20 protein-coding genes are annotated in these 21,093 nt (G+C 54.4%); 13 read left to right on the top strand and 7 right to left on the bottom strand.

The annotated features are described in order from the left end of the window. Positions 1 to 80 precede the first annotated feature (80 nt). The gene (locus VFA09_09635; GenBank protein ID HZU67528.1) at positions 81 to 308 is read left to right on the top strand and encodes a hypothetical protein; all 228 of its coding nucleotides are present in this window, start codon (positions 81 to 83) and stop codon (positions 306 to 308) included. Positions 309 to 579: 271 nt separating this feature from the next. Continuing rightward, positions 580 to 1,941: a glycosyltransferase family 39 protein gene (locus VFA09_09640; GenBank protein HZU67529.1), complete on the top strand. Its 1,362-nt coding sequence runs from the start codon at positions 580 to 582 to the stop codon at positions 1,939 to 1,941. A gap of 500 nt (positions 1,942 to 2,441) precedes the next feature. On the opposite strand, the gene VFA09_09645 is transcribed toward VFA09_09640, so the two are convergent. The 7 genes from VFA09_09645 to VFA09_09675 all read right to left on the bottom strand — a co-directional run bounded on the left by VFA09_09645 (position 2,442) and on the right by VFA09_09675 (position 9,224). Beyond that, on the bottom strand, positions 2,442 to 3,149 hold the full coding sequence (locus VFA09_09645) for a succinate dehydrogenase iron-sulfur subunit (protein ID HZU67530.1): 708 nt from the start codon (positions 3,147 to 3,149) through the stop codon (positions 2,442 to 2,444). A gap of 15 nt (positions 3,150 to 3,164) precedes the next feature. Then, positions 3,165 to 4,901 carry a succinate dehydrogenase flavoprotein subunit gene (sdhA, locus tag VFA09_09650; GenBank protein HZU67531.1) on the bottom strand — a complete coding sequence of 579 codons (1,737 nt, stop codon included), beginning with the start codon at positions 4,899 to 4,901 and terminating at the stop codon, positions 3,165 to 3,167. Between the two features lie 153 nt (positions 4,902 to 5,054). After that, positions 5,055 to 5,471 carry a succinate dehydrogenase gene (locus VFA09_09655; protein ID HZU67532.1) on the bottom strand — a complete coding sequence of 139 codons (417 nt, stop codon included), beginning with the start codon at positions 5,469 to 5,471 and terminating at the stop codon, positions 5,055 to 5,057. 52 nt (positions 5,472 to 5,523) lie between these two features. After that, positions 5,524 to 5,970 (bottom strand): succinate dehydrogenase, cytochrome b556 subunit, encoded by a 447-nt coding sequence (gene sdhC / locus VFA09_09660; protein ID HZU67533.1) that lies wholly within the window; start codon positions 5,968 to 5,970, stop codon positions 5,524 to 5,526. Between the two features lie 219 nt (positions 5,971 to 6,189). Next, on the bottom strand, positions 6,190 to 6,432 hold the full coding sequence (locus VFA09_09665; GenBank protein ID HZU67534.1) for a hypothetical protein: 243 nt from the start codon (positions 6,430 to 6,432) through the stop codon (positions 6,190 to 6,192). A 367-nt stretch (positions 6,433 to 6,799) separates the two neighbouring features. Further along, positions 6,800 to 8,470 (bottom strand): HAMP domain-containing sensor histidine kinase, encoded by a 1,671-nt coding sequence (locus VFA09_09670; GenBank protein ID HZU67535.1) that lies wholly within the window; start codon positions 8,468 to 8,470, stop codon positions 6,800 to 6,802. A 4-nt stretch (positions 8,471 to 8,474) separates the two neighbouring features. Further along, positions 8,475 to 9,224, bottom strand: coding sequence for a response regulator transcription factor (locus tag VFA09_09675; protein HZU67536.1), 750 nt, complete (start codon positions 9,222 to 9,224; stop codon positions 8,475 to 8,477). 249 nt (positions 9,225 to 9,473) lie between these two features. Between VFA09_09675 and VFA09_09680 the strand changes: the two genes are divergently transcribed. The 11 genes from VFA09_09680 to VFA09_09730 all read left to right on the top strand — a co-directional run bounded on the left by VFA09_09680 (position 9,474) and on the right by VFA09_09730 (position 21,090). Then, complete coding sequence (locus VFA09_09680; GenBank protein ID HZU67537.1) at positions 9,474 to 9,884, top strand: DUF5666 domain-containing protein; 411 nt, start codon at positions 9,474 to 9,476, stop codon at positions 9,882 to 9,884. 195 nt (positions 9,885 to 10,079) lie between these two features. Then, positions 10,080 to 11,198 carry a LacI family DNA-binding transcriptional regulator gene (locus tag VFA09_09685; protein ID HZU67538.1) on the top strand — a complete coding sequence of 373 codons (1,119 nt, stop codon included), beginning with the start codon at positions 10,080 to 10,082 and terminating at the stop codon, positions 11,196 to 11,198. Positions 11,199 to 11,424: 226 nt separating this feature from the next. Continuing rightward, entirely contained in the window at positions 11,425 to 13,161 is a 1,737-nt protein-coding gene (locus tag VFA09_09690) for an ABC transporter substrate-binding protein (GenBank protein HZU67539.1), read from the top strand. Positions 13,162 to 13,320: 159 nt separating this feature from the next. After that, entirely contained in the window at positions 13,321 to 14,313 is a 993-nt protein-coding gene (locus VFA09_09695; GenBank protein HZU67540.1) for an ABC transporter permease, read from the top strand. A 3-nt stretch (positions 14,314 to 14,316) separates the two neighbouring features. Beyond that, on the top strand, positions 14,317 to 15,294 hold the full coding sequence (locus VFA09_09700; GenBank protein ID HZU67541.1) for an ABC transporter permease: 978 nt from the start codon (positions 14,317 to 14,319) through the stop codon (positions 15,292 to 15,294). Between the two features lie 48 nt (positions 15,295 to 15,342). Continuing rightward, positions 15,343 to 16,830 carry a beta-glucosidase gene (locus VFA09_09705; GenBank protein HZU67542.1) on the top strand — a complete coding sequence of 496 codons (1,488 nt, stop codon included), beginning with the start codon at positions 15,343 to 15,345 and terminating at the stop codon, positions 16,828 to 16,830. A gap of 266 nt (positions 16,831 to 17,096) precedes the next feature. Then, a complete protein-coding gene (locus VFA09_09710) occupies positions 17,097 to 17,231 on the top strand; it encodes a DinB family protein (GenBank protein ID HZU67543.1) in 135 nt (44 codons plus the stop codon). 351 nt (positions 17,232 to 17,582) lie between these two features. After that, positions 17,583 to 18,404 carry a Uma2 family endonuclease gene (locus VFA09_09715; GenBank protein HZU67544.1) on the top strand — a complete coding sequence of 274 codons (822 nt, stop codon included), beginning with the start codon at positions 17,583 to 17,585 and terminating at the stop codon, positions 18,402 to 18,404. Positions 18,405 to 18,504: 100 nt separating this feature from the next. Further along, positions 18,505 to 20,085, top strand: coding sequence for a cytochrome c biogenesis protein ResB (locus VFA09_09720; protein ID HZU67545.1), 1,581 nt, complete (start codon positions 18,505 to 18,507; stop codon positions 20,083 to 20,085). A gap of 117 nt (positions 20,086 to 20,202) precedes the next feature. Then, positions 20,203 to 20,640: an Rrf2 family transcriptional regulator gene (locus VFA09_09725; GenBank protein HZU67546.1), complete on the top strand. Its 438-nt coding sequence runs from the start codon at positions 20,203 to 20,205 to the stop codon at positions 20,638 to 20,640. A gap of 60 nt (positions 20,641 to 20,700) precedes the next feature. Continuing rightward, positions 20,701 to 21,090 carry a response regulator gene (locus VFA09_09730; protein HZU67547.1) on the top strand — a complete coding sequence of 130 codons (390 nt, stop codon included), beginning with the start codon at positions 20,701 to 20,703 and terminating at the stop codon, positions 21,088 to 21,090. Positions 21,091 to 21,093 lie beyond the last annotated feature (3 nt).

The raw sequence follows: 21,093 nt of genomic DNA on the forward strand, positions 1-21,093 counted from the left end.
GCACATTGCAACCTTGTTGCGTACTTTGCTACATAACGAAAAAACGAACGGTTGGCCTGTTGTGGCAGAAAGGGGTTCAAATGCAGCGACAGTGTGCCTGGTGTTTGCGGCTCATCGATGATTTCGGCAAGCGAATATCCGCGCCTGTAGATAAAACCTATGATGCCACGCATGGCATGTGTACGGTGTGCGGCGATATCTGGCTTGAAGAAGTGTTGCAGGATACCGAAAAGCAGCGCGTGCCACTTCCCAACACGACGAGAACCGGTGTGATGCGTTTTAGCAGTTCTTTCCGGCGCTCAACGTAGTAAAGCAGAATACCTCTCTCTTTCAATTGGACGGAGCAGGTCTCCGTCTAGAGGGTCGAACCGCGCTCTAGTTAGAGCGGGCTGCATTTTCTCCCCCCCAGAAGTGCGGCAGCGGTTCGGCCTTTCTGTTTTTGGCGCGAGAATCTGCTCAGTCGCTTTCCTAAAAATATGCATAAAAATAGGTTCTGCGCCTATTTCGTTACTTTATTCTCTGCTACTCGTCTCTTCTTATGGGCAAATACATATATGTAGGATGCAGAAGGTCCAGTAAATGAAACATTTGAAGGAATATAGTCCTATAATTATCATCTTCTGCCTCGCTTTACTCGTACGTATCACCTACAATCTCACTATTGCTCGTGATTATACTCCGATATTCGATGCAGCCCTATATAATAATATAGCGCAGAAGCTTGTCGATGAACATTGCTTTTGTCTCTATACCTACCACCCAGCAGTGAGTCGTCCTCCTCTGTGGCCATTTATCATTGCGGTCATTTACTTGTTTGCGGGAAAGCAAGAGTTTTTTGCGCGTCTCTTTTTGTGTTTTCTTGGCTCTGGAACCTGTGTACTTATCTATATTTTTGCAAAAGACCTTTTCGGTCGGCACGTAGCTCTATTTACCGGCACAATAGCTGCAATTTACACCGGGCTTTTCATTTACGATGGATGGCTTTACAGCGAATCCCTGTACACCTTTTGTCTGTTGATGTTTACGTACTCACTCTATCGGCTGCAGAATGCTCCTCTGCCATCAGCTTTGAACACGAAAAATAGATGCTTCAGGATATTTCAGAATGGACGTTGGATCATCGTATGTGGAGTATTTCTTGGATTCCTGGCCCTTACCCGACCAAATGGTCTGATTGTATTTGGTCTAGTTTATGCCTGGGCCGCAATTGTTATGTTCGCAAAAATCGTGCCCTGGCGAGTAGCCGTCAGAAGTAGCCTGATTATTACATGTATAGCTGCAATAATGGTTGCGCCTTGGAGCTATCGGAATTATGTTGTTAGCCATGCCTTCGTTCCTGTATCAACAGGAACAGGAGAAGTTCTTTCAGGCGTTTATAATAATGTCGTTTTAAACGGTAGCCTTGCGGCGCCAGGAATGTGGGAACCGCCACTACACTCGATTAGCCACGACGCATATGCTTATACACCAGCAGATGATAAAGCTGATACGGCACGGGCATTGTCCTGGATACATGCGCATCTAACTGCTATGCCTTATTTGTTGGGCCTGCACTTTATTAATACCTGGATACCATATACCTATTCACATGGTCTGCCTTTTGAAGAATTCCCTACCCGTCCACTATCAATTTTCATGTTCCGTCTGATCCCTCTCATGTCGATACCCATCTTTTTTCTGGCTGCTCTGGGACTTCTCCTTACCTGGAAACAACATAAAAAACGACTCCTGGTGGTCTACCTGGTAATCGGCTTAACCATTGTTCAGAATATTGTCACCTATGGCGATATGCGTTTCCGTGCCCCTATCGAACCCTTGCTAGTGTTATTAACAGGAGGAGTATTATGGTGGTTAATGTCTAGACAGGGCTTCAAAGAGGGGACCACAATTGAATCAAAGCTTTACATAAGTGATGAGTTGTCTGCCTGGATAGAGAGATAACTACACTCGTTCTGACAGAAAAAGATACATTTTCTCCAACAGTGAGTCAGCATTTCAAAAGAGGACTTTTAAATATTAAGAAACCATTTCCTTTTGGTAAGGTGAAACCAAAGATCACGCCAGCAAATTGCAGTAGTGGACCGGGCGGCTGGTTCGCAGTCTGGAACAATTTCAATGGGAATATCAACGAGTACTGTTGGGGCGGCGGAGGTTTCGTTGACCCGAACCTTTCAGGGGTTTACGATATACTTACCGGAAATAACTGGGGGCATATCCAATACGCCAATCAAGCAAGGTTTTACTTCTCTTACTACCAGGAGTACACTCCTTCCTTTGTAACTCTGATAGGGATATGGCTCTATGAATGAGCATAATGTAATTCCCAGTTCTTTTTGAGATGTAGGCTGAACGCACCTGTGGATACAAGTGCGTTCAGCTATAAACCATCCAGTAATTCGTTTCGTCGCCAAGCAATTGTGGAAATGTTATCTCACAATAAATTATTCCGTCTTCGCATCATTATACACAATCGCCCGTTTCACCTGTTCGATAAGATCGGTTACGGGGATGCCGCGTGGGCAGGCGTCGGCACAGTTGAAAATCGTGCGGCAGCGCCATACACCGTTACGCTGCCCCAGGATAGCCAGTCGCTCCGCGGCCCCCTGGTCGCGACTATCGAAAATGAAGCGGTGCGCGTTCACAATTGATGCCGGTCCAACCCAGTCTGGATTGCCCCACACGGATGGACAGGAGCCGGTGCAGGCGCCGCAGAGAATGCACTTGGTGCCCTCATCGTAACGCGCGCGATCCTCTGGACTCTGAAGGCGCTCGGTTCCTGGCTCCGAATCGTAGGTAATCAGGTAGGGTTTGACGGACTTATATTTCTCAAAGAACGGGTCCATGTCCACCACCAGGTCCTTGATGACCGGGTAGCCAAGCATCGGCTCGATGGTCACTTTATTGCCCACATCGCGTATCAGTACCTTGCAGGCCAGGCGATTGCGGCCATTGATGCGCATGGCATCGGAGCCACACACGCCATGCGCGCACGAGCGGCGATACGTCAGCGTACCATCCATTGTCCACTTGACCGTATTGAGGGCGTCCAGCAGGCGATCAATGGGATCGGCTTCAACGCGAAACTCATCCCAGTACGGCTTGCGATCCTTCTCCGGGTCATAGCGCTTGATGCGCATTACTACCTGCATGTCAGTTTCTCCAGTCTAATATTTGCGTTCCTTCGGTTTGAAAATGGGGTCATCGACCATCTCCACGTCTTTGTAATCCAGCCGTACATCGTGGGCTTTGCTACCCTTGTAGGCCAGTGTATGTTTGAGCCAGTTGACATCGTCGCGCTTCTGGTAGTCGGTGCGGTAATGGGCGCCCCGGCTCTCAGTACGCGCGAGTGCGCCATGAATAGTCGCCTCCGCGCAGTCCAGCAGAAAGCCAAGTTCGATGGCTTCAACCAGCTCGGTGTTGAATGTCTTGCCTTTGTCCTGCAACTCCACTTTTCGATAGGCATCCTGCAAGCCGTCGAGTGTATCCAGCGCGTGCCGCAGGCCGCGCTCATCGCGCTCGACAAAGACCCGCTCAAGCATCTCATTTTGCAGCGTGGAGCGAATGCGCGCCGCCGATTCGTGGCCGGTTGAGGTGTACAGGCGATCGACCATTTCGCGTGAATAGGCTTCGGGCTCCGGCGGCAGCGGCACGTGCTCGTTTTCGGTAATAAACTTTGCCATGTGCTTGCCGGCGCGCCGCCCGAAGACGATCAGGTCTACCAGCGAATTCGTACCCAGGCGATTTGCTCCATGCACGGAGACGCAGGCAACCTCACCCGCGGCATAGAAGCCCGGCAGCGGCGTCCACTGCGGGTCAATCACCACGCGCGCGTCAAGATCGGTCGGAATGCCGCCCATGGCATAGTGCGCGGTCGGCTGGATCGGTACCGGCTCCGTAATCGGCTCGACACCCAGGTAGTTGCGCGCGAAATCCGTGATATCCGGCAATTTCTCCTGGATGACCTTCGCGCCCAGGTGGCGCACATCCAGGAACACGTAGTCTTTGCCATCCACGCCGCGCCCCTCCTTGATTTCCTGGATGATGCAGCGCGAGACGATATCACGCGGGGCCAGGTCTTTGAGCGTGGGCATGTAGCGTTCCATAAAGTACTCGCCCTTGCCGTTGAGCAATTTGGCTCCCTCACCACGCGCCGCCTCGCTCAGCAGCACGCCCACCTTGTAAATGCCGGTAGGATGGAACTGGTACATCTCCATATCTTCCAGCGGAATGCCGCGCCGGTAAGCGATGGACATACCGTCGCCCATGCAGGCAAAAGCGTTACTGGTCACACGCCACGCCCGCCCGTAGCCGCCGGTAGCGAAAAGGACGGCCCTGGCATGGAACGTATGAATTTCGCCGTTGCGAATCTCCAGGGCAACAACACCGCAGGCGCGTCCCTCGTTCATCAGCAGGTCGAGGACGAGAAACTCATTGAAGAAACGCACTTCGTTCTTGATGGCGTTCTGGTACATCGTTTGCAGGATCATGTGGCCGGTGCGGTCGGCGGCATAACAGGAGCGTCGCACGGGCGCCTCGCCATAATTGCGCGTGTGGCCGCCGAAACGTCGCTGGTCGATGCGCCCATCCGGGGTGCGATTGAAAGGCAGGCCTCGATGTTCAAGTTCGTAAACGGCATCAATGGCTTCGCGCGCCAGGATTTCCGCGGCAGGCTGGTCTACCAGGTAGTCGCCACCCTTCACCGTGTCATACATGTGCCATTTCCAGTGGTCTTCTTCCTGGTTGCCCAGCGCCGCCGCGACACCGCCCTGCGCCGCTCCGGTATGGGAGCGCGTGGGATAGACTTTGGTCAGCACGGCCACACTCGCGTTGGGCAGTTGCATCGCCGCCATGAGGCCGGCGCCACCAGAACCAACGATAATAACATCAAATTTATGATACATAGCCTCTTTCCTCTCAGGTTATATCCGCTACCTGGGCCTCACTCCTGGGACGCGGTAATGAATTTTTACCACTAAAAACGGTCATCCGGGTGACCCCGGCCGTGTCATTCTGAGCGCAGCGAAGAATGACACGGCCGGGGTCACTCAGTTTATCTATGAATGAATGCAATACTGGCCGGCAACCGTCCCAGGCACCGGCTGGAACGTGATTAAAGTGATCGTGCCTAACATAAAAAAGATCAGCGTCAAGATGCCTATCGTAGATTGTAAGGCCAGGCGCCAGCTGCGGGTATGGACATAATCATCAATGACGATCCGCAGGCCGTTCATGCCATGCAAGAGCGCAAGCGTCAGTAGCAGCCAGTCGTAGAGCCGCCAGAACGGATTTTCATAGCGCAAAGCGATGAGCTGGTAGCTGGTGCAGGCCACATCCGTCGTCACATGGTTCAAGAACAGGTGAATGATGGCAAGAAAGATGAGCGCCACACCCGAGATGCGGAAGAAGTACCATGAGAAAGTCTCGAATCCGCCGCCCCCTGGGCGCGCTCCATAGCCGGTCGATATACGCATAACTGTTTTCTCCTAAGATACACCTCTACGAGGAACGACATAAACCTGACCCTTACATTCCCGACGCGGTATTGCTGGCGGGCAGTCCAAAGATCGGCGCCACGACAAAATAAGCCATCGGAACGAAACACACGATTGTCGCTATGAGCACAACCGCGAACATGAGGCGCTGGTAGCGGCCCCCCTTCGGCCAGAAGTCTATCAATATGATACGGACGCCATTGAAAGCATGATATAAGACGGCGCCAATTAGCAAGAGCGAAATAACGCGCACAATGGGCGTGGCAAAAAGGGCAATGCCGTCGTTGTAAACCTTCGGGCCAAAGCCCAGCAGAGAAATATCCACAATGTGGACAAGCAGAAACAACAGAACGCCGAGTCCGGTTATGCGATGCAGCAGCCAGGACCACATGCCTGATTGACCTTTATACATACGTTCCTCAATTCTAACGACGAGAGGCGTTGGGCTTGTAGAGGCGCGCCACGTGACGAGCGCCATGGATCGACTCTCTACACACCTGCACGCTACGCGAATCCGCGCTCTACTGGTCGTCCTGATTCCTTATCTTAGACGGTCTCAGGTTAACGCTTATACGGATACCCGCCGCTTCTCGCCCTTACATACTGAATGCATCCTATATTCTCTGGGGCCGATTATGGTGTTTGACAAAATAACCCGGCAACGGACGCGAGGCCGATAAATCGGCGCTGCCCACGATCAATCGGGGCCTACGGCGCAGCCGAATGCATCCCCCACGGCTCTGCCTGCCGATGAATCGGCGCTGCCCGCGATCAATCGGGGCCTACGGCAAAGCTGGGAATGAATATCCCACGGCTTCGTTGGGCGATGCATTACCCACGGCTGTGCCGTAGGGGCCGGGCAGTCCTGTCTGGGGGACAGGCATACCGCGCCCACCGCCGATTGATCGGCCTGTTGCTGCATTATTTTGTTAAAGTCCATTCTCGGCCCCGCGACGCCTGGAGAACTGGTTACATCCCATTCTCGGCCTCGCGTGGGGGGATGCTACTACGACGATAGAAAAGGCAGAAGATCGCTTACGTTAGCCCCGCGAGGAATACATGGATTCGCCGGGTTCTAGATTTTGATGGCATCATAAGCTATGCTCACAGATTCTAGATTCAACGCCAAACTGCTCGTAGGGGCCGATTGATCGCGCCCACCGCCGATTGATCGGCCTCACATAGCGGCATGAAGAGGACGGATTGCTGCTATACCTGATCTGCCGGGTTATTGACGTTGTATGCCTATTATACTCCACGGTGGGGGGATGCGCAAACGTACTATTGAGCGATCACAGGGCACACCCCTACGGGCATGGCAGCGTCACGGTGAAGGTCGCTCCCCTCTCCGGTTCGCTATCAACCGTAATCGTCCCATGGTGGGCACGGGCTATGGCGATAGCGATGGCAAGACCAAGGCCCGTGCCGCCAATCGGCGCGCCATTGGCAGTCGGAACCTGCTGGCCGCGGTAGAAGCGATCAAAAATGTGAGGCAGGTCTTCGGACGAGATGCCCTGTCCTCTATCGATGACCTGGATAACAGCATTCTCGCCCTGTTTGTCAAGACGCAGGATGATTGAGCTAGTGTTGCTTGAACAGCCGTATTTTACCGCGTTGTCGAGCAGAATCAGCAGCATTTGTTTGAGCCGCTCGGGATCACCTTGTAGTTTCAGGCGCTCCTGTGTCACCAGATCAAGAGATATTTTGCACTGCTCCGGCGCCTGGTTGCGGATTTGCCGCACACTCTCTATGGCGATATCAACCAGGTCGGTTGAGCGCATTTCGAGCGGCCGATTCTCATCCAGGCGCGCCAGGGTCAGCAGGTCGTTGACCAGCCGCGTCATGCGGTCGGCCTCGTACTTCATCAGTTGCAGCACGCGCTGCGCTGTCGCCGGGTCATCCTTTGCGCCTCGCATCAGCACTTCGGTGAAGCCGCGCAGCGAGGTGATCGGCGTGCGCAGTTCGTGCGAGGCATCAGAAACAAAGCGCCGCGCTCGCCTCTCCGAATCCTGCTGCTCTTCCAGCAATTGCTCCAGGCGGTCGGCCATCTGGTTAAAGCTGGCCGCCAATGTCCCGATTTCATCTTCGCTATTCGGTACCCGCACGCGCCGCTGCATATCCCCGCGCGCCATCGCCTGCGTAGCCCCGATCATCTGCCTCAGCGGGCGTAGCATTACACCCGTCAGCAAGAGAATGATAATGGCTCCTAGAACAATCATCACCAGCGCGGTGATAATGATCACAAGCAACAGAATGCGCAGCGTCGCGTGTTCTATGCTGTAGGAAGTCGTCGCCGCCAGGTAGCCCTGGAACTGGCTCTTACCCGGGCAGCTGAGGGCCGGTTGCACCGATAATAACAGTCCATCGAACGAAGTATCGGAGTTTGCGCCCGTGAATGTTTGCGTAGCGGTAGGATGCCATGTGCTGAAAAATGACGCGTCAATATACTGAAATGTGCTGCCCCTTGCAGCTGCCGCGTTCCCGCTATTGCTGCCCGCAATGATCTTGCCCGATGCATTCAACAGGTAAATCGAGTCAAGATCGTCGGTTGTTTCTTCCTGACCAAGAAAATTAGCGGCGTTCGAGAGCGAGACATTGTTACAGAGATCGCGCACCAGCTGCGTTCGCAACAGCACCACACGCTGCGGAAAGGCCAGTTGTGCATCATGTAGCAGCGAACTGGAGATGGAATTATACGTAAACAGGCTCAGAATGATCGCGAAAAGCGCGAACAGGGTAATATAGACAGTGGCGAGCCGCCAGCGTAAAGTCAAAAAGGAGTGCAACCAGCGATTCCGCTGGGGCGGTTGTCCTGGCGGTTCCCCACCCTGCGAATCGTGAGATTCACCATATGGGATGGCAGTGGCGTCAGTCTGTTCATCTTTACCGGCGGAAGATGTCTCGATAGGGTAAAGTAATGGTGCCATATGGAAGTAAGCAGGAACGCCCAGGATAGATACCCAGATTCCAGATGACATACACCTACCCTTTCAATACATACCCGACTCCCCGCACGGTCTGGATCAGACGAGGTGTGCTGGGAGAATCCTCGATTTTCTCCCTCAAATATCTCACGTAGACTTCGATGATGTTAGTTTCACCCAGAAAATCGTAGCCCCACACACGGTTGAGAATTGTCTGCCGGTCCAGCACCTGCCGTGGATGGCTCATAAAGAGATGCAGCAGATTATATTCCGTCGCCGTCAGTTCAATCAGCCGCCCGGCCCGCGTCACCTCGCGTGTAGCAGTATTGATCTGCAAATCTCCAAATTGGAGTATCTGACTGCTGCTGCCGTCGCCACCATCATCCTTGCCACGGCTCTGCCTCCGCAGGATCGCTCGAATGCGCGCCACCAGCTCCTCAAAACTGAACGGCTTCGGCAGGTAATCATCAGCTCCCGTATCCAACCCCACCACGCGGTCGCGCACCTCATCCTTCGCCGTCACCATCAGAATCGGAATATCCCGCGTCGTCGGATTAGACCGCAGGCGGCGGCAGACCTCCAGACCATCCATGCCCGGCAGCATCAGATCCAGAATGATTAAATTGGGATTGAGCCGCTGAGCCGCCGCTAATCCCTGCGGCCCGTCTGGAGCCGACTCGACATGGAAGCCTTCGTACTTCAGTCCTAATTTGATCAGTTCAATGATATTTTCTTCATCGTCGATAACCAGCACCGTTGATGTAGCCGAATTGTCCGTATTTGCCTGTACGCGAGCTTCCTGATACATAGTATTCGCTCCTGATGAATTGGAATAGGTGAAGCACGACTTCACTGGTATTATAGATATTCCTTAAAGAATACGCAAGGCAACATGCATAAACCCCTCTCTTTCTCAGCAGAAATTAATCTCTGCTTGATCCTTTCTTGAATATCGCGGATTATAATACAGGCAGAAAATCCTCCCATTGTGGTGACTTTCTGTTGAGCGCATATTACAATACCTATGATAATAGAAAACTATGTTGGAGGATGAGCGATGAGTACACGAACTCTTATCATTGTTGGGTCATTGCTCGTAATAGTGATGGGTGCCGCCGGCTTTGGCCTGGCTTACGCCGTATCACATGCGAGTTCGGGAACAGCGAGCGTTACTCCTACTCCCACAACGGTACCCACAACCACGACGACGACAAAAACAAAGAATAAAAATAAGGAAAAGAATTACACAGGCACCATTCAATCCATCGGCACAAATGAATTTGTCATGACGCAGTCAGGCAAAAAGGCGAAAACCTTGACCGTCATGGTCAGCGACCAGACAACCTATACGAGCAGCACCGGTGGCACAATCACCTTCAGCGACCTGAAGCCAGGAGATCAGGTGACCGTAAAAGGTTCATTAAGCGGTCAAACATTAACCGCCACCAGCGTCACAGTCACATCATGAACCTCAGGCAAAAAGTCTAAATTTTGCTCGCAAAACCTCTTGACAGTAGGGGCACTCATCATTATACTTATTCGTAACCGGTTACGTAAACGGTTTCGCAATCGGTACCGGTTCCGGTTACATAGTCAAAAATTTATGTTTATGCCAGGGACAGAGCTTTTAGCCGCCTTGTAAAGAAGATCAAGAGGGCCTGGTATGTCGAATAAGCTCACCATCTCGGATATCGCGCGTTTAGCCGGCGTCTCCAAGGCAACTGTTTCTCGCGTCTTGAATCAGAAACCAGACGTGGACCCGGAGACCAGGGAGCGCATACTGCGCATTATGGATGAGCAAGGCTTTGTACCCAGTATCGCCGCGTCAGGCCTGGCCGGTGGCCGAAATCGTCTGCTCGGCGTGTTGGTACCCGCATTAACGTGGCCCCTTATTCCAGAGATCATGCGTGGCATAGGCGACGTGATCGAAACCACTTCCTACGAACTTATTTTGTATAGTATTACCGAAGCCAATCATGACAAAGACCGCAGCGATGTCATCGATCGTATCGTCGGCACAAAACTCGCATCTGGCCTGCTGGCTATATTTCCCGGCCCTTCCTCCCATCACCTTGGCGAATTACACCGGCGCGATTTTCCTGTTGTCCTGCTTGATGACCAGCGCTTGCCGCCAGAAAATACACCCTGGATCAGCGCTGACAATCGCGTAGGAGCATATGAGGCAACGCGGCATTTAATCCAGTTGGGGCATACACGTATCGCGCATATTCAGGGGCCGCTCAAGTACAAGGTCTCGCATGATCGCTATGAAGGATACTGCCAGGCGCTGCGCGAGGCCGGTATCACCATCGATCCCGCGCTGGTTATACAGGGGGATTTTATGCCCTCTGGCGGCAAGGAATGCGCGCGCGCTCTCTTTGAATTGCCTGAGCGCCCAACTGCTATTTTCGCTGCCAGTGACTACATGGCCTACGGCGTTATGGCGGCAGCTGAGGAGTATGGCTTGCGTATACCCGATGATCTGGCCCTGGTAGGCTTCGACGACCTGCCCGCGTCTGCTCACATGCAACCCGCGCTTACCACCGTCAGGCAGCCATTCTTTGAAATGGGGCAACGCGGAATTGAACTTCTACTCTCCCTGGTGGATTCGCCGCGCTCTGTTAACGGCTGGAATGGATATAGCCCGGCGCTCAAATCATCAAGTCGCCTTTCGCCACTACCTGCGCAGGTAGAAGATAAACCCGTCCGTCTTCAATTAGCAACAACTCTTGTAGTGCGTGCATCTTGTGGCGCTTCTCAACGTTTAACAATCCCATCGTAAAGGAGAAACTCAGGCAACCACTTCGAACTGGAAGAGAGTTTTGAGAACCTTACGGCGCGCAATTCTATTTGTCCGTATACTTATACGGTCATAGTGTCATCTTGTTGTCTGTTTCACAATCCGGCCGGAAAAGTCTCTCGTTTGTGGCGAGGGCAAAGCTTTATCCGGCTCGTAAGGAAGACAAATATTGGATCGTTTCCGGCATCCATTAACGAGGAGGTTAATCATGGCTCCCAATCCAACACCCCCACCGGCGCATCGCTATCGGCGTATAGCGACTATTTGCTCATTGTTGCTCATCGTGGCAACTATTCTCGCCGCCTGCGGAACTACCGGCAACGGCACCAGTAGCTCTTCAGGCAGCAACACAACCCTGCGTGTGCTTTCTGCCCCTGGACAACCCAATCCCGATTTCTTCAATCCGTTCTTTGATACCAACCAGGGCGGTGATTTTGGCGCGCAGGGCCTGCTGTACGAAACACTCTACTTTACCAACCTGTATAACGGCCAGACCCAGCCCTGGCTCGCCACCGCTGCGAACTACAACAGCGACCTGACACAGTTGACGTTCACCCTGCGTTCAGGCGTCAAATGGAACGACGGCCAGCCTTTCACCAGCCAGGATGTCGTCTTCACCTTCAATTTGATGCAGCAGCATCCCGCGCTCGACCAGAACGGTGTCTTGCCCCTCATCAAGAGTGTGACGGCGCCCGATAGCAGCACGGTGGTATTCACACTAACCCACCCGGACAGCACGGCGCTCTTCCACATCGGTGACCAGGTCTTCATCGTGCCACAGCATAGCTGGTCCAACATCAGCGGCGACCCGGCCAAGTTCGCCAACGACAACAAGCCCGTCGGCACAGGCCCCTACCTGCTCAGCAACTTCACCCCCGACCTGATCACCTACGTCGCCAATCCCAATTATTGGGGCACAAAGCCAAAAGTGCAGAAGATTCAGGTGCCCTCGATCAAAGACAACAGTACCGCGATTACCGATATGATCCAGGGCAAGCTCGACTGGATGGGGACCGGCTGGAACCCCGACTACGATCCGCTCTTCACCGGCAAGGACTCGCTGCACAATCATACCTGGTTTGCCGCCAGCAATACGGTCATGCTGTACCTCAATTTGCAAAAGGCCCCTTTCAATAACCTCAATGTGCGCAAAGCCATTAACGCGGCCATTAACCGCACGCAGTTGCCGCAGGGCGTCGCAAAATATGCCCAGATTGCCAATCCCACCGGCATCATCATACCGACGCTGAATGATTGGATCGCGCCCCAGTACCAGAGCATGTCTTTCGACACCGGCACCGATAAGGTGGCGACCTACATGCAGGCGGCAGGATTCACAAAGGGCAGCGATGGTTTCTACCGCGATGCCAGCGGGAAAGAGTTGAGCATATCGGTCGATGTAGTCAATGGTTGGAGCGACTGGGACCAGGACGTACAGTTCATCGTCAATGATCTGAACGCCGCCGGTATCAAGGCCTCCGTCAACTCGGAAAGCGGCTACACCCCGTATTATAACGACATCTCAACCGGCAACTACCAGGCCGCTATCAGCTGGACGAACAGTGGCCCCACTCCCTACTATGCCTATTATGCCCTGCTCAGCAGCGCGAACTCGGCCCCGCCCGGAAAATCCGTCGTCGGCACCAACTTCGAACGCTGGGATGCCTCGACCAGCAATGGCTATGCCGCGCAGACCGATAAGCTTCTCCAGCAGTATCAATCTTCCGCTGATATCAATGTGCAGAAGCAGGCCATCGCGGGCATCGAAGACATTATGGTCAGCCAGTTGCCTGTGCTGCCCTTGACCGTCAATGTCTATTGGGACGAATATACAACGAAAAACTGGCAGGGATGGCCCGACGCCAGCAATCCCTACGATTCAGGCGCGCCTTACAATATGCCCGATGCCGAGAACGTCATTCTCCATTTGACGCCAGCGTCCTGATAACAGGGCGAATGGGGAATGACGCCGTAGGGGCCGATTGATCGCGCCCAGCGCCGATTGATCGGCCCGGCGTCCCTTGCCGGATTATGTTGTGAAACATCATAATCTGGCCCCTACCTGTTCCCACTATGCCCTGAGACGGAGAGGAGATGAAGTGCGATGCGCTTTCTCTTGAGGCGTGTGACCTTCTATTTGATTGCGCTATGGGCCGCGATCACCTTCAATTTTATCATCCCGCGCCTGATGCCCGGCGACCCCGCCGAAGCCTATATCGCCAAATTGCAGACGCAGCAGATCACGCGCGCGCAAATCGATGCCATCCGCGCCGAATTCGGCGTCAATCCGAACGTGCCCATCTGGAAGCAGTACCTTGATTATCTGAACGGCATCCTGCACGGCAACCTGGGTATTGCAACCTCGCAGTTTCCCTCGCAGGTCTCCGATATCCTGCGCCAGAGCTTACCCTGGACGATTGGCCTGGTTGGCTCTGCCCTGATCATCAGTTTTATCATCGGTACATTAGTGGGCATGTTGATCGCATGGCGGCGCGGCTCCTGGTACGATACCGTCACGCCGCCCATCCTGACGTTTTTCTCTGCCGTGCCTTATTTCTGGATGGCCCTGGCCCTGGTGTATATCTTCGGCGTCAACCTCAACTGGTTCCCGACCGATAGCGGCTATGATGTCTTCAGCGTCACTCCCGGTTGGAGCATGGATTTCATCAGCAGCGTAATCCAGCATGCGGTCCTGCCGGTAGCGACGCTGGTACTTGGTTCGCTGGCCGGTTGGGTCCTCACCATGCGCAATACGATGGTCACAACGCTTTCAGAAGATTATCTGCTCATGGCGCAGGCGAAAGGTCTGCCTGAAAGACGGGTAATGGTCAACTACGCGGCCCGTAACGCCATTTTACCCAGCATCACCAGCTTCTCCATCTCGCTTGGTCTGGTTGTGAGCGGCTCGCTGCTGACGGAGATCGTGTTCAACTATCCTGGCATCGGCTTTGCCCTCTATAAAGGCGTGCAGGCCGATGATTACGCCCTGGTTGAAGGATGTTTCCTCGTCATCGCGCTGGCGGTGCTGATCGCCAATTTCCTGTCCGAGCTGGTCTATGCGTTCCTCGATCCGCGCGTGCGGCAAGGGAGGAGCTAGTAGATGCAGGTAACAAATCTCACCGATGCGCAAATCCAATCCGCGACCATATTAGACAGAGCAAGGGGCCGCGGAAGCAGTATCCTGCGTGTCCTCACATCCAATCCCAAAATCACTTTCGGTACCACAGTGGTAGCTCTTTTTGTGCTGGTGGCGATAGCGGCTCCATTGCTGACTCCCTATAACCCGGATGCCAGCGTCGTTGTCGGCTCGCTGCCCCCCTCGCCCGCGCACATTCTGGGCACCACCGGCCTGGGGCAGGATATGTTCGCCCAGATCGTCTATGGCGCGCGTGTCTCGTTGCTGGTTGGCTTCGCCGCCGCCATCGGTTCCACTTTCCTGCAGGTATTTTTTGGGCTGACCTCCGCCTTTTTTGGCGGCGTCATCGACGAAGTGCTTTCCCTGATCATCAACGTCTTTCTCGTGCTGCCAGGCCTGCCGCTGACGATTGTACTGGCTTCGTTAGCCAGCACCGCCGACGCCGCGAATAAAAACGAATTCGTCATTGCCCTGGTGCTGCTCTTCACCTCATGGAGCTACGGAGCTCGTGTCCTGCGAGCGCAAACGCTCTCATTAAAAGAGCGCGAATTCGTAACTGCCGCCCGCTCATCCGGTGAAAGCTCCCTGCGCCTGATCTTTGCCGAGATACTGCCCAATGAGGCCGCTCTGGTCGCTTCTACCTTTATCGGAACATTTGTGTACGCGGTAGGGGCGGAAGTGGCGCTGGAATTTCTTGGCCTCGGTGATACATCGAAAGCCAGTTGGGGCGAAATATTATACTGGGCGCAAAATAATGGAGCGCTTATCGTAGGAAAATGGTGGCAATTCGTACCGGCAGGCTTATGCGTTGCCATCCTCTGCGCAAGCCTGACCTTTATCAATTTTGGCATCGACGAACTGGCAAACCCTCGCCTGCGCAACGAAGGCAAGCTTGCCAGCCGCAAACAAAAGAAAAAGACTGCTGACCGACCAATCTCGTAGGGGCGTACCCTTGAGGTCGCCCGCCATGTTCATAACTAAGGAGCCTAAATGAGCATTACCGACGATACAAAACGCGCAGGAGCCGCGCAGGACGATATCGCCGCCCAGACGCAGCCCCGGGGCCGCGCAAAGAGCGCCTTCCCGGCGGACTTTCTATGGGGCGCGGCCAGTTCCGCTTATCAGGTCGAGGGAGCCACACATGAAGACGGGCGTGGCATGTCGATCTGGGACCGTTTCGTGACCATCCCCGGCGCTATTTACGACGGTCAGACAGCTGATATTGCTGCCGATCATTATCACCTGATGGAGCAGGATGTGACTCTAATGGCCCGCCTGGGTTTGAGCTCCTACCGCTTCTCCATCGCCTGGCCGCGTATCCTGCCGGATGGCACAGGCAGCGTGAACAAGAAAGGCCTGGATTTTTATGATCGCCTGGTCGATGCTCTCCTTGCCAGGGGAATACAACCTCTGGCCACCCTCCACCACTGGGATTTACCGCTCGCTTTGCAGGAGCGGGGCGGTTGGCTCAATCGTGATACGGCATATGCCTTTGCCGACTATGCCACGGTCGTAGCCCAACGCCTGGGAGATCGCGTCAGGTGGTGGCTGACGCATAACGAACCCTGGTGCATCGCCTACCTCGGTTATGGCCTTGGCATGCACGCCCCGGGCATACGAGATGTGCAGATGGCAGTGACTGTTGGGCATCACGTACTGCTCTCTCATGGACTGGCGGTATCGCGCCTGCGAGCGCATACCAGTGCAGGCGTGCAGGTGGGTATCGCCATCGATTTCTACCCCGTCTATGCCGCCGATAACCAGCCTGAAACACTCGCCGGCCTGGAAAAGGCCGACGCTTTCCGCAATCGCTGGTTCCTGGACCCCGTTTTTCGTGCAAGCTATCCTGAGCATCTTTTTGCCGACATGGGCGTTCTTCCGCCACCAATCCAGGACACCGACTTCACTATCATCGCAACTCCCATCGACTTTCTCGGCGTGAATTATTATTCGCGCATCATGGTGCGCGGATTGCCAGAGCCTGAGCAACAGAACACGGCCGCTAAGCAAGAGGCGCGACCCGGCGGCGCGCAATTAAACCAGCCACCGGTCGCTGAAAGATATGAGGCGGTCAAACAGGTGCCAGGATCGTCTTATACCGAGATGGGCTGGGAGATTTATCCCTCGGGATTGGCCAATATTTTGACACGCCTCAATCGTGAGTACGGGCCGAAAGCGCTACTCGTGACCGAAAGCGGCGCCGCGTTCAACGATCAATGGGATGGTGGCCATACCGTCCACGATTCGCAGCGCACTCAATACCTGCGCGAGCATATTGCTACCCTAGAGCAGGTAGTCGCTCAGGGCGTACCCGTGAAAGGTTACTTCGTCTGGTCGCTGACGGATAACTTCGAATGGGGGGAAGGATACAGCAAGCGTTTCGGCCTGGTCTACATCGATTACCCAACGCAGCGCCGCATCGTCAAAGATAGTGGCTACTGGTACGCCTCGTTCCTGGCCTCACAGCGCAGGACGTAGGAACAACTTCGGGCCGGGGATTCTTCGCTGCGCTCAGAATGACATCCGCAAGGCCACCCACCTGGACAGCCGATCTTGATCGTGAAAATTCATCGTCCCCCGTAGGGGCCGATTGATCGCGCCCACCGCCGATTGATCGGCCTCGCACCGCTTGCCGGGTTATTTCGTCAAACCCCATGATCGGCCCCCGGATTCCCACGGCAATTTGTTCAACTCAGATTCGCAACCCGTTCGTTTCCTCTGTCTCCCTTTCCTTGCCAGAAATCGTGCGGACAGAGCTAGAAGAGGCCAGAAGCGACTTTCTGGCTCTGCTTGTTTCTCTCTCGGAGACCGACTTGCAGCAGAAGAGCGTCACGTCCGCCTGGACCGTCAAAGAAGTGCTGGTCCATATCGTCTTCTGACTGAGGCAAACCCCTGGCGTCGTCAGAATGGTGCGCACCGGCCGGGGCATCCGTAGGATTCCCACGCCCCTGTTCAACTGGCTCAATCTGTGGCTGGCGCGCGTGGCGGCCTGGCGACAAACCCGCCAGACTCTGGCTATGTATGGAAGAGTGAAAAGGAAGCACAATCCAGCTTGTAGAGCCATCAAAACTATGTTATCATAGAAATGGCAATGGGCTTGTTCCCCCTACAAAGGCGGAAGAAAGCGACCGGCCGGCGAAAAATTTGGGGCAAGGCGCACAGAGGGGAAAGCGACCTGGATAAAGCATACCGGTGACAGGCACGATCGGCAAACTGACAAGGAGTACAACATGATCGAGCGAGCGAGGGATGAGGTAGCCTCCTACTATTATTATGACAGCCACCCCACCGAGGAGGATCTGATGGGGGAGTCACCATCGCACGCCGCCCTGGTTCATTATCTGATGGAAGTCCTGACCTGGCTGTTTCGCGATCAGCTGTGCGCCGTCTATGAAAACTTCAATTTCTACCAGACCAATAACAGGAATGAAAAGCCACTCGCCCCTGATATCGCTGTCATCAAGGGCGCCCAATACCTTCCCGTCCGTAGCTGGCGCATTGGCGTGACCGGGCCTGCTCCACAGGTGGTCTTCGAAATTGCGTCCGAGGAGACCTGGATGCGCGACCTGCTGGAAAAGCCAGATCGCTATGCAAGGATGGGGGTTCAGGAATATTTTGCCTATGACCCGAACCAGCCGCAGGTGTGGCGCAATCAACCTTACCGGCTCTGTGGATGGCGGCTCGACAAAGAGAGTGGTCTGATGCAGCAGATAATCCCCGGTCCTGATGGACGCTTATGGAGCGAGCAACTCGACAGCCTGCTGATTCCCGATGGTCCTAAGCTTCACCTCTATGATTATGCCGGCGATGTGCGGTTAACAAGAAGTGGGGCCGAGGCCATGGCCCGGCAAGCCGCCGAGAGGCGAGCAGCAACTGAAGCACAATCCAGGCGCTTCGCCGAGAGACGCGCTCAAGCCGCCGAGAGGCGAATGCAGGCTGAATTGCAGGCTCGCCAGATAGCCGAGAGGCGAGCGCAGGAGGAGGCCGAGAAAGCACGCCTGCTTGCTGAGAGACTGCGCTCCCTCGGTATCGACCCGGATCAGGTACTTTAGGCGCGCTTGCCAGAAACGCATCCATGCTCTATCATATAACAAGGCGTCCGTCATGGATCATTTTTTGAAATGTTACCTCACCTGAGAATGATAGAGCAGTATGGCTACATTAATAAAAAATTCGCCCGGGAATAAAAGTAGCAAGAAGCCCCACAAAAAAAAGGTGCTTTCGCCCCGGCAGCGTTTCAAGCGGCGGCTTCTCTATAAATTGCGCCATCCCGCGGATACCGTCTGGGGATGGCTCAGTTCGGTGCGCACCGCTATTTTTCTCATCTCGGCTATTGCCCTGGTCAGTCTGATCGGCATTTATTTTGTGCAGGCCCCCGGCGAAGTACTAAACGACCCGACCGCCTATGCCGCCTGGGTGCAGCAAAATGCTTTGCCCCGCTACGGCTCGCTCACACCGGTCTACGATAGCCTGCAGTTTTTCAAAATCTTCTCCAGCTGGTATTTCATGCTCCTGCTCACCATCCTGGCCTTGAGCATCGTCGTCTGCACGCTGAACCGCGCGCCCGCCATCTGGCAGAATTTCCGCCATCCCTTGCTGAGGCGCAGCGATAAATTCTATGTGAACGCACTTGAACGCGCCGAATTCTCTCATCATGATGCCGTATCGTGGACGCAGATGGCCCTGCGCAGGCGTCATTATCGCGTGCGCAGCGTCGTTGGAGAGGATGAAATCACCTATCTCTATGCCAACAAAAATTCCTGGGCCACACTCTCTACATTTGTCTTTCACGCCGCGCTGGTCACGCTCTTGCTGGCCGGTGTCCTCTCGCAGTGGCATGGCTTCGCGCCCGATAGCCCCGCCAGGCGCTTCCTGCCCGCGCCAATCGTCAGCCTTTCAGACAGCCTGGCCGGGTTTACCTTTGATCAGGCGTTACCCGATGGACAGAGCGCAATCGTCTATCCTCGCGGCACCCCGCATAATATCAGTTTTCGCGCCAACTCTTTTCGCGCTACTTTTGACCCCAAAACCGGCCTGCCCACCGATTATGTCACCGACCTCAGCGTCTATAAGGATGGCGAGCTGGTCGCGCACAGCGACCACCTGCGCGTCAACGATCCGCTCTCCTATGATGGCATCGTCTTCCACCAGTCCTCGCTGATCCCATCGGTCAATATCACCATCAGCGATGCGAACGGCTGCCTGCTCTGCGATGAGCCAATCGTACTCGATCAAACCGCCAACATTTCCCCCAACCTCACCGTGGATTACGCCAATGGCATACCGGTGCCTGGCACGAACATGACGGTCAGCGTCCTGTTCCGGCATCTTCCATCTCAACAGCTCGCCCAGGTGCAGGATCCGATCATACTGGTCGGCGTCGGCGTGCCGGGCGCGCCTGTTAACCAGGATAAAGTGCTGGTCAACCTGCGCCCGGGGCAAACACTTCCCAGTTTCGACAAGCAGTGGAAGGTCACACTGAACAGTGCCAGCGAGGCCACGGTCCTGCTTGTGACCAGAGACACGGGTTCCATCCTGGTCTGGCCGACGGCGGTTATCTTGATCCTGAGCCTGTGCGTCACATTTTATTTCCCACAGCGCCGCATCTGGGTGCGCATCTCCGGCCAGCGCGTGCAAATGGCCGCACTGCGCGAACACTTCACGAATATCCGTACCGATTTGCTCAGCGTTACAAAGGAAGCCAGGATGTATGAAAAAGTTGTAGAGAGTTAACCAACCAGGCGAGTGTGCTGCTCAAACCATTGACAGCCTTTTGCTCCTGATATATTCTAGCAATATAAAGCCATCAATGGAACTGGTCGCGTCGCACACTGGAGGATAAAGGACAGCATGAAATTAACCATGAAAGGCGATTATGGCTTGCGCGCCATGCTCGATATGGCCGCCTATTATGGGCAGGGACCGATTGAAAGCGCCGATATCGCCAATCGCCAATACATACCCGAGCAATATCTCGACCAGATTCTGATGGCGCTGCGTAAAGAAGGTCTGGTGAAAAGTGTCCGCGGCCCCAGGGGCGGTCATATGCTTGCGAAACCCCCATCGCATATCACTATGGGCGAAGTGATGCATGCCCTTGAGGGATATGTGCCTCCCATGGAATGCTTGCCCAACCCGGATTTTTGTAAGCTCTCGCCCGGATGCGCCCTGCGCGAAGTCTGGCAAAAAATCGACGCAATGACCCAGCAGGTCCTCAATACGACAACGATTGAAGAACTGGCGCAGCGACATCGCACCGGCAGCAACGAAACAATGTATTATATTTGACCGGGGAAAACTCATTATTCGCCCTTGTATTTTATAAAATGGGAGCGGTAGCAAGTGGTTGTGAACTGGCAAGACCCACCAGGTGATGACAAATTGATAGCCATCGTCGAAGATGATGCGGCTCTCGCAAACCTCTTCCGTGATATCCTGGCATACGATGGACGCTGGCGCCTGTGTATTTTTGCCGACGGGCAGGATGCCAGAGACCAGCTGCCTGAGCTACACGCCTCCCTCATCATTTTAGACGTTGGACTGCCCAACCTGGACGGCGTATCGCTTTATAAAATACTGCGCGGGCACAACAATACCCGCAATACACCAATCATCGTCATTAGTGGCAGCCATGACTGGGAACTCCATCGCATGGGCTTGCAAAAAGGCATCCTGCTCCGCAAACCCTTTAACGTGCAAGAATTGCTTTTTATGATCTCGGCCTTGCTGGATGCCTGAAAG

Source organism: Ktedonobacteraceae bacterium (assembly GCA_035653615.1).
Classification (GTDB): Bacteria; Chloroflexota; Ktedonobacteria; order Ktedonobacterales; family Ktedonobacteraceae; genus DASRBN01.